The sequence below is a fragment of the Methanobrevibacter sp. genome, assembly GCF_045586545.1.
Lineage (GTDB): Archaea > Methanobacteriota > Methanobacteria > Methanobacteriales > Methanobacteriaceae > Methanocatella.
Window position 1 is genome coordinate 1 of the sequence record NZ_JAZNAN010000056.1, and the last position, 15,305, is coordinate 15,305.

General features: G+C 35.2%; 11 protein-coding genes. 4 read left to right on the forward strand and 7 right to left on the reverse strand.

Annotated elements, in window-relative coordinates; all coding sequences use genetic code 11:
* The first annotated feature begins 71 nt into the window (after positions 1-71).
* Positions 72-1,298: an FprA family A-type flavoprotein gene (locus tag ACKI3D_RS04515; RefSeq protein WP_407392557.1), complete on the forward strand. Its 1,227-nt coding sequence runs from the start codon at positions 72-74 to the stop codon at positions 1,296-1,298.
* A gap of 10 nt (positions 1,299-1,308) precedes the next feature.
* Positions 1,309-1,722 carry a ferritin family protein gene (locus ACKI3D_RS04520; protein WP_067039734.1) on the forward strand — a complete coding sequence of 138 codons (414 nt, stop codon included), beginning with the start codon at positions 1,309-1,311 and terminating at the stop codon, positions 1,720-1,722.
* Between the two features lie 45 nt (positions 1,723-1,767).
* On the opposite strand, the gene ACKI3D_RS04525 is transcribed toward ACKI3D_RS04520, so the two are convergent.
* Genes ACKI3D_RS04525 through ileS form a run of 5 tightly spaced genes read right to left on the reverse strand, consistent with a single transcriptional unit; the run spans position 1,768 to position 11,981 of the window.
* Positions 1,768-4,191 (reverse strand): SpaA isopeptide-forming pilin-related protein, encoded by a 2,424-nt coding sequence (locus ACKI3D_RS04525; RefSeq protein WP_407392558.1) that lies wholly within the window; start codon positions 4,189-4,191, stop codon positions 1,768-1,770.
* Positions 4,192-4,208: 17 nt separating this feature from the next.
* Positions 4,209-5,339 (reverse strand): site-2 protease family protein, encoded by a 1,131-nt coding sequence (locus ACKI3D_RS04530; protein ID WP_407392559.1) that lies wholly within the window; start codon positions 5,337-5,339, stop codon positions 4,209-4,211.
* 16 nt (positions 5,340-5,355) lie between these two features.
* Positions 5,356-6,573 carry a gephyrin-like molybdotransferase Glp gene (gene glp / locus ACKI3D_RS04535; RefSeq protein WP_407392560.1) on the reverse strand — a complete coding sequence of 406 codons (1,218 nt, stop codon included), beginning with the start codon at positions 6,571-6,573 and terminating at the stop codon, positions 5,356-5,358.
* Positions 6,574-6,595: 22 nt separating this feature from the next.
* Positions 6,596-8,734 carry a phosphoribosylformylglycinamidine synthase subunit PurL gene (gene purL / locus ACKI3D_RS04540; RefSeq protein WP_407392561.1) on the reverse strand — a complete coding sequence of 713 codons (2,139 nt, stop codon included), beginning with the start codon at positions 8,732-8,734 and terminating at the stop codon, positions 6,596-6,598.
* Between the two features lie 10 nt (positions 8,735-8,744).
* Entirely contained in the window at positions 8,745-11,981 is a 3,237-nt protein-coding gene (gene ileS, locus ACKI3D_RS04545; RefSeq protein WP_407392562.1) for an isoleucine--tRNA ligase, read from the reverse strand.
* A 304-nt stretch (positions 11,982-12,285) separates the two neighbouring features.
* Here ileS and ACKI3D_RS04550 point away from each other — a divergent pair, with 304 nt between their 5' ends.
* Together ACKI3D_RS04550 and ACKI3D_RS04555 are read left to right on the forward strand one after the other, a co-directional pair.
* Positions 12,286-12,942 (forward strand): DsbA family protein, encoded by a 657-nt coding sequence (locus ACKI3D_RS04550; RefSeq protein ID WP_407392563.1) that lies wholly within the window; start codon positions 12,286-12,288, stop codon positions 12,940-12,942.
* Positions 12,943-13,055: 113 nt separating this feature from the next.
* Positions 13,056-13,298 carry a DUF192 domain-containing protein gene (locus ACKI3D_RS04555; RefSeq protein WP_407392564.1) on the forward strand — a complete coding sequence of 81 codons (243 nt, stop codon included), beginning with the start codon at positions 13,056-13,058 and terminating at the stop codon, positions 13,296-13,298.
* Here ACKI3D_RS04555 and ACKI3D_RS04560 read toward each other — a convergent pair.
* Together ACKI3D_RS04560 and glyA are read right to left on the reverse strand one after the other, a co-directional pair.
* The gene (locus tag ACKI3D_RS04560) at positions 13,284-13,976 is read right to left on the reverse strand and encodes a dihydromethanopterin reductase (acceptor) (protein ID WP_407392565.1); all 693 of its coding nucleotides are present in this window, start codon (positions 13,974-13,976) and stop codon (positions 13,284-13,286) included. The two genes, ACKI3D_RS04555 and ACKI3D_RS04560, sit on opposite strands and share 15 nt — an antisense overlap.
* 1 nt (position 13,977) lies before the next feature.
* Positions 13,978-15,249, reverse strand: a complete 1,272-nt coding sequence (gene glyA / locus ACKI3D_RS04565) for a serine hydroxymethyltransferase (RefSeq protein ID WP_407392566.1) — start codon at positions 15,247-15,249, stop codon at positions 13,978-13,980.
* Between the last annotated feature and the right edge of the window lie 56 nt (positions 15,250-15,305).

A 15,305-nucleotide genomic window follows, 5' to 3' on the forward strand; every position in this document is an offset into this window, starting at 1 on the left:
TGGCTACGATCCGACTTATTAATTCATAAAAAAATTATTATGAATTGATTTAAACAAACGGAGATTTTAAAATGAAAGCTAATGCACAAAAAATAGCTGATGGAGTATACTGGATTGGTGTACTCGATTGGGATTTAAGAACCTATCATGGTTACACATTAGACGGAACCACATACAATGCTTACATTGTATTTGGAGAAGATGAAGTAGCAATCATCGACAATGCTTATCCTGGAAAAACAAAAGAAATGATGGCACGTATTGATGATGCCTTCGCACAGGAAGGAAGAGAAGTTAAAGTTGACTACATCATCCAAAACCACGTAGAAAAAGACCATTCTGGAGTATTAGTGGATTTACATAAAAGATTCCCTGAAGCACCAATTTACTGTACTAAAATTGCTGTAAATGGCCTTTTAAAACATTACCCTGCACTTGAAGGTGCAGAATTTATTACTGTTGGAACCGGAGACTCCTTAGATGTCGGTGGAAGAACATTAGCATTCCTCGATGCATTCCTCCTACACTGGCCTGACAGCATGTTCACTTTACTTGCAGATGAAACCGGTATTTTATTCCCTAATGACGCATTCGGTCAACACTTATGTTTCACACAAAGATTTTCAGATGAAATTCCAGAATATGTCTTAATGGATGCAGCTCAAAAATTCTATGCAAACTTAATTACTCCACTTTCAAAATTAGTACTTAAAAAACTAAACGAAGTTGTAGAATTAGGTTTACTCGACTCAATTAAAATGATTGCACCATCCCACGGTCAAATTTGGACTGACCCAATGCAAGTAATTGGAGCTTACCAAAACTGGGCTACCGGAGTATGTGAAGATAAAATCACAATCATCTATGATACCATGCATTACTCAACCCAAAAAATGGCTCATGAAATTGCAGAAGGCGCAATGTCTGAAGGCTATGATGTTGAAATTTTCTTCTTGCACGAAGATGAAAGATCCGAAATCGTTAAAAGTATCTTAACCAGTAAAGGAATTGCTATTGGTGATCCTACCATTAACGACGTACCATACCCAAGTATCGGGGACATAATGTACTACTTAAAAGGTCTTTTATTCAACAGAACAGGCATTGTAAGAAAAGCCGTTACCTTTGGTTCAATGGGAGGAAGAGGAGGAGCTCCTGCTAAACTCGCTGAAGAATTAGGAACCTGCGGTTTTGATGTAATTGACTCACAGGAAATTACATTTGTGCCAAATGCTGAAGAAGAAGAAGCAAGCTACGAATTAGGTGTTGCATTAGCTAAAGCATGCAAAGAATTATAATTGTGATAGCATGGTAAAATACGAACATGAAATTGGAATTACAAAAGGAACCCCTGTAGAAAACTATGTTGCTGGAAACTTTGAAGGTGAAACCAACGAAGTGGGTATCTACTTAGCAATGTCCAGACAAGCTTCCAGAGAAGGTTATGGGGAATTAGCTGAAGTATTTAAAAGATTAGCTTGGGAAGAAGCTGAACACGCTGCAAGATTCTGTGAAATGAACGGAATCATCAAACCTACCCTTAAAGAAAACATCGAATGGATGATGGGTGGAGAAAAAATGGCAAACGCAGAAAAAAGAGAAGCTTCTGAAAAAGCTGCTGAAGCAGGTATTGAAACTGCTGCTGATTTCTTCAGAGAAAGTTCCAAAGACGAAGGTCGTCATTACAAAATCCTAGAAGGAATCTTAGAAAGATACTTCTAAAAACTTAATTGAAAGAATTAACTTCTTTCATTTTCCTTTTTTTAATTATTTAATTTTTACATTAAACTCATTGTTGATAGCATAATATTCATTTTTCAATTTAACTGAAATTTTATGTTTTCCTTTGGTTAACTTTTTGGTAGCTAACTTAAAGATGCCTTTAGAACTTGTTTTAACTTTAACGGACTTATAATATTTCCCAGTATAAATTTTAACATTTAACTTTATTTTCCCAATAGCTTTACCAGTGTTCTTATTTAATACCTTGATTTTTAGTTTTGATGGTCTTTTAACTTTATTTGGAGCTACAATTTTTGCAGAAATCTTTTTTATTTTAATTGATGAAATTGTTTTTGACAATTTTATATCTGTGCAATTTGAAGTGATTTTTATTTTGTGAACACCGATGGATAAATTTGAAGTATCAAACTCTATTACTCCGTTATCATCTGTTTTGAGTGTAACGTTTTCAAAATCTTTACCTGTGTAAACTTTTAAATTAAGTTTTATGCCCTTTAAAGGATTGTTAGTGACATTGTTTTTCAAATATATTTTTAATACCTTGCCGGAATTATAAGAAGTGGTTAAATTCTTGACTACCACTTTGCTTGGAGCTTTAACAACACTTAAATTTATAGGAGAAAAAATGCAAACTCCCGAATCAATTGAAAGAGCCAGTGAATAATTCCCCAAAGTCATTTTTGAAGATCCATTAACAAGCAAAATCCCATCTGAAGGCAATTCTAACCATCCGGAGGAGTAATTGTTTAACCCGATGAATTTTAATTTTACATTTTGTAAAAGTGATGTGTTCCAAGGTAAAGACAGATTAATCCTTACCCTAACGTCACCCCAATATGAACTTTCAACAGTAATTTGAGCATGCCAAATTCCATAAATATCATCGCCTGCAGGTGCGGAGTTGTTAAAGTACTTGCAATTTGAAGAGGATACGCTTTCAATTTTTGAATAAATAGCTCCACCTTTAATAGAAGCATTATTATTAGTAAATAAAGATTCATTGACAGTTGATTCAGTGTTTAAATACAATGCCCCACCATAGTTTGCCGAATTATTATTGAAAGTAGAACAGAATATCTCAATTGTCCCCTCTTTGGAATAAACTGCGCCGCCCCTTTCACTAGCGGAATTATCGTAAAAATCACAGCCAAACAAAACCACATTTGAATTATTCTCTAAATCATCATATTTTGAATAAAAAGCGCCACCATTCACAACAGCAGTATTATTGACAAACAAAGAATCATGTATCAGATTTTCTTCACACATGGAAAATACTGCTCCTCCATAACTTGCCGAATTATTATTGAAAGTGGAATTGAATATCTCAATTGTTCCGTTTTTTGAATAAATCGCACCACCCCTTTCACTGGCGGAATTTTCACAGAAATTGCAATTTGTAATGTTTACAAATCCAAATTTTGAAAATATTGCTCCTGCATGCTCTGAAGCGTTGTTTCCAGTAAAATTACAATCAACTATAGAAACGTGAGAATAATCCTCAAAATTAAAGGACTTTATTCGAATTGCTCCTCCGCTCGGCGCAAAATTTTCTTCAAAAAGACAGTTTTTGACCAATGCATAAATTGATGCGTCCAATATTATTGTTCCTCCGCTCTCCTTTACAACATTGCTTCTGAAAACTGAATCTAGAATTTCCCCTTGTCCCAATTCATCCAAATAGATTACTCCGGAACTGACTGCAGTATTATTTTCAAATAAACAGTTTTTAACAAATAGATTGCTCAAATCATAATCAACATCATTATAGCTGACCAATAGTACCGTTGCCAGATATGCATTATTATCCTTAAAAACAGAATCGATTAATTTTAAAGTTGAACCGATAACGGAACATATTGTGCTGCCCATACCCGCTTTAAAACTTTTCCATTCCAAATCGCTTACTCTGATACTGGTATTATTAATTAAGGTGGAATTTAAGATTTCAACATCAGTATTTCTTGATGCGTATAGGGCACCTCCATTTGAATTGTAGACTAGATTGTCATAAAAATAACAATTTTTAATTGTGAGATTGGAATTGTCTCCTAAAAATACTCCTCCACCACTACTTGAGGAATATCCGTTTTTAAAAGTAATGTTTTCAAGAACCACATTGCAATATGAATCTATGAACAATCCTCTAGCGAGGCCACTTCCATCAATATAGCTATCATTTTTACTTGTGAGCGTGATGTTTTTTGATATTCTTACCCCGTCAATCAATTGGGCATCTGAAGAAGAATTATATTTATAATTTTCAGACAATTCAATTATTGAATCCTGTGAATCATTGATATGATTGGACAAATCTGTGTATGACCTTATAGGACTATCTGTAAGTTCCACTTCATAATCCATGCTTGTTTCATTTATATCATCGGCATGGACGAAGCCCATTGTTAACAATAAAAGAAATATTATCATTAACCCTTTTTTAAACATCACACAACCTCATTTAATTAAATAAAGCTCACCACTATACTGAATATGATTATAATTGCCATGACAGCAGATATTGCATTGACAATCGGCACATAGTGTTCTTCAGATAACTTATAGCTCAACAATATCTCAAGCATATGGCCTCCATCCAAAGGTTTTAGCGGAAGCAGATTGAACAGTCCGATTCCCAAGTTCAACATTGCAATCCAATTAAACAGCTCAAGAAGCTCAAATAAAATCCAAGGCAGCGGACCTAAACTATTATCCACCAGCTCAAAATGTTTATTTGCCTGAATTCCGAAAAATCCTCTGGATTCATTGTTTGGGTTTTTATCAAGCGTTAATGTATAGCTGCCCTGATCTGTTTGAACCGTGACATTATCCCCTGGCTTAAATGAACCGACAATATCAAAGTAAGTTTCTGAATCATTAATTTTATGATTGTCAATAGATTCTAAAACCATACCTTCTTTTAAAACTCCGTCTGCAGGGGAATCCCCAACGGTTCTGCCGATTTCTATACCATCTTCAGCAAAGTAATGTGGAATTCCGCCAGCCATTAATGATACAAGTAAAAGCGCTATAATGGCAAGGGTAATATTGGCTATTGAACCCGCTGCATAAACCCTTAACCTTGAAGATTTTTTTGCCTTTTTTAATTCGTCTTCGTCAGGCTCTACAAATGCTCCCGGAAGAATTATAAACAGGAGCAACCCTATTGACTTGATTAGAATTTTCTCTCCAACAGCCTGAATACCATGCGAAAACTCATGGACTATTAAAACTGTTGCAAGGGCAATTAAACCATAAAAAAATGGAATATATATTGATGAACCCGGCATTTCAACACCCGGAATAACAATAGACACAGCAGGTGTTTCAAAAACCGATGGCAATGTGGAAATCAATGTCCATGTAATAAAAATCATAGCAATATATGCTACAACAATTCCAACATTCATGTACCATCGCCAGAATGTTGGTGAAAAATTAGAAATTCTGGATATCAGTCCGCGAAGCCTTTGGGTTTTCCACATGATTACTGGAAAATTCAACTCGACCCCATGATTGGATAATTTTTCATGAAATATTCCGACCAATATCCAGATGATAGCAAAAGCTATCAAATAATAATAAATACCATTCATTAAAATACACCTTTGACTACCAAAGTAATGAATCAAAGAAGACAACGTTAACTATATCATCCTTCTGGTATCCTTCATCATTTTCATCTATGATGATATAGCTGTTCGCCTCAACCATTGAACGGATTATACCAGAACCCCTATTCAATACATGTTTTGCATATTCCTCATCACTTACAGCACGTATAAAATCTGTTCTTCCTAATTGTGAAGGAATCTTTAACTGAGATACTCTTTGAACAATTTTAAAGTCAAAAAATCTGCCTTGCATTTCAAATAAGTATTTTCTTGCAAACATATCAAATTGAGACATTGCTGCAACTGGTTGACCTGAAAAAGTGAAAATCATTTTTCCATTAGCAATACCTGCACCAGCAGGTTTTCCAGGCCTAATAGCTACACCATGGAATAAAATTTCTCCAATATCATCAACAACATCCAAAACAACATCCCCTTTACTGATAGCTGTTCCTCCTGTTGTCATGATTACGTCATGAGTTTTTGAAGCCTCTAAAATGGCTTCTTTGACTTCCTCAAAAGTATCTCCAGCATGGCAAATATCTGCAATAGCCCCTGAATCTTCAATCATTGCCTTGATAGTAAATTGATTAGAATTAATTATTTTTGCTTTATCAATTTCATCCTTTGTTGGCTCTACAAGCTCATTTCCTGTTATAATGACTTTAACTCTAGGTTTTTTAAATACCTTAACTTTATCATAACCCGCTGAAGCAATCAAACCTAACTCCTGATATCTGATAAAGGTATTTTTATCCAAAATCTTTTCACCTTTTTTGATATCCTCGGCTTTCGGACTTACATTTTCTCCAGGAGTGACTTGAGAATAAATTGTTAAATCATCACCATCGTTTGTAGTGTACTCCTTCATTAAAACAGCATTAGCACCATCTGGAATTGGAGCACCAGTAGCTATTGTAATGGCTTCACCATCACCAACAGTCTTTTCTGTGAAATCTCCAGCACCTATTGCATCAATGATTTTAAGTTGCTTTGGAGCAGATTGAGAAGCTCCAAAAGTATTTTCTGCAATCACTGCAAAACCATCCATTGCTGATTTGTCAAATGGCGGTGAATCATGATATGCCATGATATCTTCAGCTAAAACTCTTTTATGAGCATCGTGAATAGAAATTTCTTCAGCATCTGTGAATTTCTGATTATCACTTATTAGCTTTAAAGCATTTTGTAAAGAATCTAATTTAGACAGGAACATGTTTAAACTCCCCCAAGTTCAATTATGCCATGTATTGTTCAATAACGCCATGATATGCATTATCTAAATCTTCAAAGCTAAATTCATGATCATTTACATTTAATGAAGTGCCTTTTACTTCACCAATGACCTGTGCTTCAACATCGATTTTCGCTAAAACATCATCTAAAGCATCAGACTTAACAGTTAATAAGTATCTTGCATGACTTTCTGAGTAAAGCAATTGTATTTTATCCAATTCATCATCTTTCAATTCAACTTCACATCCAAGTCCTGATTTGATAACCATTTCTGATAATGCTACTGCCAAACCGCCTGCTGAAACATCATGTACTGCAGTAATATTTTTATCTGCATCTTCATCAATTAATTTCAATACGGTTTGTCCATTAGCTACTTCCTCATCAATTCTGATTCTTGGTGCAGTACCTCTTTCCAAGTTATGAATTGTCCTTTGATATTCAGATCCGGTTAACTCATCATAAGTTTTACCGATTAAGATGATTTTATCTCCTTCGTTTTTAAAGCCCATAGTTCTGATATTTTCAATGTTTTCCACACCAATTACACCTACTGCAGGTGTTGGATTGATTTTAATTCCTTCAGTTTCATTGTAAAAACTTACATTTCCACTAATGACTGGTGCATTGAATTTTTCAGCTACAAGACTCATTCCTTCAATAGCTGTTTTAAATTGCCATAATATTTCTGGGGTTTCTGGATTTCCAAAGTTTAGGCAATCTACAACTGCATAAGGAGTCGCACCCATTGAAATAACATTTCTTATTGCTTCAGCAACACAACCTGCACCTCCATCAAATGGAGATAATTTAGTGTGGATTGTGTTTGAATCGGTAGTGAGTGCAATAGCCGTATTTTCATCAATTCTTAAAACGGCCGCATCATCACCAGGTTTTACAACGGTTCTAACCTGAACTTCATGGTCATATTGTTTGTAAACCCATTCTTTAGAAGCGATATTCGGGGAAGATAATAATTTAGGTAAAGATTCATAGACTCCAGGTTCTTTAAGCTCTATTTTTTCGGTATCTTCTGGAATTTCAACAATCGGTCTGTCGATTGAAGGTGGGTCAGCCAATAATATTGTTGGCAAGTTTGCAATTTCTTCTCCTTCATCGGATACAATCATGTTGTTTCCTTCAATGACCTCTCCAATTACTGAGGATACGATTTCATGTTTATCGCAGATTTGCTGAGCAAGTTCAACATCGCTAGGGTTGATGACAAACACCATTCTTTCTTGTGATTCTGAAAGCATGATTTCATAAGGGGTCATTCCAGTTTCTCTTAATGGAATTGCACGCAAGTCAACTAATGCTCCATTACTTGAAGAATCAACAAGTTCGGAAATGCAACATGTTAATCCTCCACCACCTAAATCCTTAACACCACTGACATTGATTTTTTCTAAGATTTCTAATGATGCTTCTAAAACTCTTTTTTTGGTAAATGGGTCTGCCACTTGTACAGCAGGCCTGTCTTCGGTTTCACTGTCGGATGTCAACTCTTCAGATGCAAAGGTTACTCCATGAATTCCATCACGGCCAGTAGTTCCTCCCATTAAAAGGAACACGTCACCAATGTTTGGTGCCTGTGCACGGACGATTTTATCCTTTTCGACAAGCCCGACACACATAACATTAACAAGAGGATTAGTTCTAAATGATTCGTCAAATTCAATTTCACCTGCAACGGTCGGAACCCCTACACGGTTTCCGTAATCTGAAATTCCTTTTACAACATGTTCAAATAAGTATCTTGATTTTTCATCTTCTAATGGCCCAAATCTAAGTGAATCTAAAAGTGCAATCGGCATTGCTCCCATAGATATGATATCTCTTAAAATTCCACCAATACCTGTTCCAGCTCCCCCATAAGGTTCAATAGCTGATGGGTGGTTGTGAGATTCCATTCCAACAGCCAATGCATATTTATCAGTTACACTAACAAGTCCTGCATCGTCACCTGGACCTAAAATAATATTTTCTCCTTCAGTTGGAAAAGCTCTTAGGAAAGGCCTACTGCTTTTATAGGAACAATGTTCTGAAAACATTACATCAAGCATGCCTTCTTCCAATTCATTCATTTCTCTTCCAAGGATTCCTTCAATATATTCGATTTCAGAATCAGCTAAAGTCATGTTAACACCCTTAATTTTTAATTGAAATAATTACTTTTTCTCCTTCAATATCCCATTCTTTGGTATAATCTTTAGAATCTTTACTGCATTCCTCAGTATCAGTTATAATTAAGCTTTTAGCTCTTACTTCATGAGATATGACTTCAGATTGAGGTACAATCAAGTTCTTAAATTCTGTTGAAGTTTCAACATCAACATTAATATTTGCTTCTACATCAAGGTCTATGTCCTTTCTCATGTCCTGAATTCTTCTTATCAATTCACGGGCCATAGCTTCCTGTCTGATTTCTAAGGTAATATTAGTATTTACAAATACATTTCCGCCAGCAAACTCGGAAGATACAAAGTCATCCGGAAGTTCTGAATCGAATAATACCTCTTCAGTTGACAATTCGATTCCTTCAACAGTAACGCTTCCATTTGCTTCCAAATCAGCTTTAATTTGATTACCGTCTGCTGTTTTCAAGCCTTTTACAACTTTGCCCATATCTCCTTTAAGTTTTGGACCTAAAATTTTAAGGTTTGGTTTTGCAATAAAGGATAACTTATCAAATTCACTAGCGCATATAACCTCTTTAGTATTAGATTGATCTTTAATGATATCATCCAGCTCTTCAATAGCTTTCAAGACATCTTCATCTTGGGATACGACAGTGATATCGCTTACCGGCCATCTGAGTTTATATTGCGCAATATCTCTTGCCCTGATTGAAGCTTCAATTACTTCACGCACAACATCCATTTTTGCTTCTAAGTTAGCATCAATTGCATCTTCATCATATCCCCAATCATTCATATGAATACTTTCAGGAGCTTCTGGATTTACGCCTTTAACAAGGTTTTCATAAATTTCTTCAGAAATATGAGGAGCTATCGGACATAATACAGAAATTAACTTTATAAGTGCAGTGTATAAACTGTAGTATGCGCCCAACTTATCAGGGTCATCGCTTTCAACCCAAGTCCTTCCACGGATAAGTCTTACATACCAACGGCTTAAATCTTCCAATATGAAATTATTGATTTTTCTTGTTGCTTTGTGGAAGAATAATTTATCCAAATCCTCAGCAACTTCTTTTACTAAAGTGTTTGCCTTAGATATAATCCATTTATCTTCCGGTCTTAAAATCATGTCTTCTTCTGTTAAACCAATTGGATTGAAGTTGTCCAAGGACATGTAAGTGGTTGAGAATACATAAATATTCCATAAGATATTAAACATCTTATTAATGTTTAAAAGCTCATCCCATACGAATTTTAAATCATCCCATGGTTTTGAAGCCCATAATAAGTAGAATCTTAAAACATCTGCTCCATATTTTTCAATTACCTCTTCTGGAGATACTACATTACCTAATGATTTGGACATCTTATTTCCGTTTTCATCCAAAACGAATCCGTGCATGAGAACTTTTTGATATGGACTTTTACCCATTGATATTACTCCAGTACCCAATTGTGAGTAGAACCAACCTCTAGTCTGGTCGTGCCCTTCGGTAATGAAGTCATATGGGAACCAGTCTTCAAATTTATCCTTTTCTTCTGGATAGTACAGTGAAGCCCAACCTGCTACACCTGAGTCAATCCATACATCCAATACATCAGGAATTCTTTTGATGGTCTGGCCACATTTGTCACATTTTACTTCAACTTCATCTACATATGGCCTGTGGATAAGTTCAGCATCACTAACATTGATTTCGGTCAGGGATTCCTCTTTCAACTCTTCAAGAGATCCGATAACTTTGATTTCACCGCAGTCTGGACATTCCCAAATAGGAATTGGAATACCCCAGAACCTTTGTCTTGAAATTGTCCAGTCACGGGCATTGTCCACCCAATCATGGAATCTGCCTTCTCCAGCCCATTTAGGTACCCATTCAACACGGTCAATTTCATCCAGCATTTTCTGCTTAATGTCTGTTACCTTTAAGAACCATTGTTTTGTAGCACGATAGATAATAGGAGTTTTACATCTCCAACATACTCCATATCTGTGCTCAATGGTTTCTGACCTGTACATTAAACCTTTATCTTCCAAGTCTTTGATAATTTGGGCATTTTCATCTTTTGTAAATCCATCGGCATATTTTCCTGCATCTTCTGTGAAGCATCCGTCTTCACCTACAGGACAGAATATTGGAATTCCATTGGCTTGACCTACTTCAAAATCGTCTGGACCGTGTCCTGGTGCGGTGTGTACCAAACCTGTACCTTCACCAAGTTCTACATGGTCTCCCGGAAGCACTTTGTGGACTGATTCGATTTCATCAAATTCAGCATGTTTTGGAACTTCATCCAACAAAATGTAGTCATAGCTCATTCCAATCAAGTCTTCACCCTTAACTGTTTTAATGATATCATATAATACTTCTTTTTCTTCAATTATTTTGTCTTCTTCATCTTCGCTTTCAGCAGGGATTTTGGTCTTGTGGATTTTAACTTGTCTGCCTAAAACAGTTTCCATTAAGTTTTCAGCTAAAATATAAGTTTCGCCATCTTTTGAAACGTAAACATAATCAAATTCAGGGTTTGCACATATTGCCATGTTAGCAGGAAGTGTCCATGGAGTTGTTGTCCAAACCAGGAAATAGGTATTTTCTTCACCTCTTACAGGGAATTTAATATAAATGGATGGGTCTTCTTTCTCTTCATATTCAATCTCTGCAGCTGCAAGTGCAGTTCCACAGTGAGGACACCAGCTGATTACCCTTTGGTCATTGACAAGCAGATTTTGTTCGTTTGCTCTTTTAAGTGTCCACCATGAAGATTCCATATATTTCGGATCCAAGGTCATGTAAGGATTTTCCCAGTCCATCCAAACACCCAATTGGTCAAATTGCTCTTCCATAGCCACCTTATTTTCCATTGCAAATTCTCTACATTTATCAACGAAAGCGGCCATGCCTATGGTGTCTTCAATTTCCTGTTTTGATTGAATGCCCATCAAATGCTCTACTTTATTTTCGATTGGAAGCCCGTGCATGTCCCATCCAGCTTGACGGCGTAAGCTAAATCCATTCATAGATTTGTAACGCAAGTAAGTGTCTTTAATTACTTTGTTCCAAGCTGTACCTAAGTGGATTTTACCACTACAGTAAGGCGGACCGTCTAAAAATGAGTATCTCGGACCATTTTCTCTAAGTTCATTGACTTTTTTGAAAGTTTCCTCTTCTTTCCAGAATTTTTGAACTTTCTTTTCTATTTTATCATGATTGTATGATTTATCTGCCTCTTTTATTGGCATTGTAACTCCTCTAAAATTAATATTATCGTGTAAATTAAAAAATGAACAATACAGCAAATTTAGCTGAGATATGCTCTATGAGTATTGCTCACATATATAACATTATACTATATATTATCTACTACATAATATATTAATTTATCATGCACTATTTTTAATGGAAAAATTTGATATAAAATAAACTACTAATTAATTAACATGAGCTTCCATAGAAAATACAATTCACTTTTTAAAGCTGTGGATAATATGATAAAATTATACAAAATAGCTAAAAAAGATGATAAAAAATCCAAAGATGATAAGAATGAAAATTCTGTATCTGAGTGATTTTAATTGTCCTTATTCATTTATCGGGTTAAAACGAGTGAAAAATGCATGTGATGAGCTTAATTTAGATGTTGAATGGGACATGAAATCATTTGAACTTGAGCCTAATGCAAAAGATATCCCCGCCATTGACAGTTTTGCCATTAAAAATAATTTATCAGTTAACGATGCAGTAAACGAGATTGAAAAGATAGAAGAAATCGCTCGAAATGAAGGATTGGATATTAATTACAAAGATATGACACTTTACAGCTCAAAAGATGCCCATAGACTTGTTAAGTATGTACAAGAGAAATATTCGGACATATCTCTAGACCTTGTCTTTAAAATATTTGAATCTAATTTTTCTAAAAACGAAAACATTTCAAATCCTGACGTTTTAGTTAAGATAGCTGTTTCCTGTGGGCTAGATGGTGAAGAGATAATGGAATTTCTTAAAAGAAACTCATTAAAAATAGAAGTGGATCTTGACATGGACGAAGCCATATCCAATGGGATAACCACAATACCCTACTATTTTTTGGAATATAATGATGAGCGGCTGATTGTTCCCGGCGTTTTTGAAAAAGAATTTTTTAAAATTGCTCTTGAGGATTTAATGAGTGGTGAAATGAAAAATAAAACATTTATATAAATCAATATTGATTTTAGATTGTTAAAAACTTAAATATTCTAGAATTAAATACTTATTTTATGAATTTAGAGATTACATATGCAGAAACCTTTTTTAAACGTTTTAAAGGATTGATGTTTAAAAAAGATTTTGATGGAGGAATAATTTTTACAAACTTAAAAGACTCATCAATACATACTCATTTTATGCGATTTGAAATAGATGTCTATTTTTTAGATGAAAATAAAACTATCTTTGAAAAAACAACATTGAAACCCTGGAAATTCTACAGGCCTAAAAAACAGGCAAAATATATTTTAGAAACCAAAAAAAATAAGTTAAAATTAGAAATAGGAGATAAATTAGATTTTATCTAAAATATCTTCCGGTTTTTCGAATATTTGAATATTATCAATACTTTCCAATTTACGAGTATTTTCAATATCAATATCTCTCATATAGATTGTTATGACTTTTCCTTCGGAAATTGCATCATATGGGCATGTATTTCTACACATTCCACAGCCAATGCATTTAGTTAAGTCTATTTCTTGATGAGCGATGATAGCGCCCTGTGCGCATGCAAGAGCTGCAAGACAATCATCACACCTTTGGCATTTAGACAACTCAATCTTTGAAGGCAAGACTGTGTCAACAGGACCTGGATGAATGTCAACAGGAACCATATATACAGGAACAGCTCCCTTACCGGATTGCGCTACTGCATTTGTAACTAATGTGTCTGCAATTCCATGGACTATTTTTGAAACTGTATTTGCTGTAGCTGGAGAAACTATGAGTAAATCGTACTTTCCAATTGAAAGACGACCAGTAATTGGATATGAAAACTTTTGATTGGAATCAGTGGCAAGCTCTCTGTATTTTCCACCAGTTATACGTTCTACTCGCTCATAAAGCCCATACATCTTAAGGACTTCCTCAGCTGCACCTGATAGAAATACTGTAACTTCATGTTCTTTAGCTAATTTTTCAGCTAACTGCACTGATTCACGGAGTAAATGACCAGCTCCAGTAAATGCAAATCCGATTCTCATTTTAATCTAAATTATGATATTGGTAAGCTTCTCTGTCTGAAAATGCATAATCAAGTTTTGTGTACTGGTTCATGAATTCAGCTACTTCATCTGCAATATCTTCTTTGTCAACAGCTACACGTTTTATGAATTCTGCAACTTCATCCATTTCTTTTTCTTTTAATCCACGTCTTGTAATTTCTTGAGTACCTATTCTAATACCTGATGGATCATCTGAGTTGTCTCTGTTATCTCCAGGCAAGAGGTTTTTGTTTAAGATTACATTATTGTCAGCTAATTCTTTAGCTATGTCGGATGCGGATCTGATGTTGGTTAAGTCAACAGCAATTTGGTGTGATTGGGTAAATCCTAAGTCTTCACATAATACGTTGAATCCTCTTTCATACATTGCCTGACCAAGAGCCTGTGCATTTTTAATGATTTGTTTTGCGTAAGCTTCACCGAACTCCAACATTTCAGCAGTTGCAATACCTAAACCAAGCAAGTGGTGCAGGTGGTGGTTACTTACGACACCTGGGAAAACTGCTTCATCAATACGTTCCTCATTTTCTTTGTGAGAAAGGATAATACCTCCTTGTGGACCAGGGAATGTTTTGTGGGTACTTCCCATCATTAAATCTGCCCCTTCTTTGAGAGGTTGTTGAAATTGGCCTCCTGCAATAAGACCCAATACATGAGCTCCATCATACATTATAGTAGCTCCAACTTCATCAGCCGCTTCACGAGCTTCCTTGACTGGATGAGGGAATAAGAATAAACTTCCACCGAATAAGATTATGTTTGGTTTTTCCTCTAGGATTTTCTTGTTCATCGCATCGATGTCAATGTTCATTACATTTTTATCTAACGGGTGAAAAACAGTTTTTAAACCACGAATACCTGCTGCACTTACGTCAGCGTGGGAAATGTGACCCCCGGATGGAACTTCTAAAGCCATTACTTTATCACCCGGTTTTCCAAATCCAAAGAATGCTGCAAGGTTTGCTGTTACACCAGAAACTGGCTGAACGTTAGCATAATCACAGTCATATAATTCACAGGAAAGTTTTTTGGTTTTATCTTCTACTAAATCAACATATTGGCATCCTTCGTAAAATCTTTGGAATGCTTGACCTTCTGCGTATCTGTGAGCAAAATCTGTTGCCACAGCTTCAGTTACTTCTACACTTGTAACGTTTTCAGAAGCAATAAGATTGATACTGTTTCTCATATATTCAGTGTGCTTTTTTGCAATTTCTTCAAAATTTAAAATTTCATCATGATAATTAGTCATTTACTACACCAATTAAAATACTAATTGAAGGCAAAATAGTAAATATGGCACTATTA

What these genes read in the sequence shown, in the direction of transcription:
- ACKI3D_RS04530 (WP_407392559.1), bottom strand. Translation starts at nt 5,339, where the DNA reads ATGAATGGTATTTATTATTATTTGATAGCTTTTGCTATCATCTGGATA.
- ACKI3D_RS04520 (WP_067039734.1), top strand. Translation starts at nt 1,309, where the DNA reads ATGGTAAAATACGAACATGAAATTGGAATTACAAAAGGAACCCCTGTA.
- ACKI3D_RS04555 (WP_407392564.1), top strand. Translation starts at nt 13,056, where the DNA reads ATGTTTAAAAAAGATTTTGATGGAGGAATAATTTTTACAAACTTAAAA.
- ACKI3D_RS04515 (WP_407392557.1), top strand. Translation starts at nt 72, where the DNA reads ATGAAAGCTAATGCACAAAAAATAGCTGATGGAGTATACTGGATTGGT.
- ACKI3D_RS04525 (WP_407392558.1), bottom strand. Translation starts at nt 4,191, where the DNA reads ATGTTTAAAAAAGGGTTAATGATAATATTTCTTTTATTGTTAACAATG.
- ACKI3D_RS04550 (WP_407392563.1), top strand. Translation starts at nt 12,286, where the DNA reads ATGAAAATTCTGTATCTGAGTGATTTTAATTGTCCTTATTCATTTATC.
- purL (WP_407392561.1), bottom strand. Translation starts at nt 8,734, where the DNA reads ATGACTTTAGCTGATTCTGAAATCGAATATATTGAAGGAATCCTTGGA.
- ACKI3D_RS04560 (WP_407392565.1), bottom strand. Translation starts at nt 13,976, where the DNA reads ATGAGAATCGGATTTGCATTTACTGGAGCTGGTCATTTACTCCGTGAA.
- glyA (WP_407392566.1), bottom strand. Translation starts at nt 15,249, where the DNA reads ATGACTAATTATCATGATGAAATTTTAAATTTTGAAGAAATTGCAAAA.
- ileS (WP_407392562.1), bottom strand. Translation starts at nt 11,981, where the DNA reads ATGCCAATAAAAGAGGCAGATAAATCATACAATCATGATAAAATAGAA.
- glp (WP_407392560.1), bottom strand. Translation starts at nt 6,573, where the DNA reads ATGTTCCTGTCTAAATTAGATTCTTTACAAAATGCTTTAAAGCTAATA.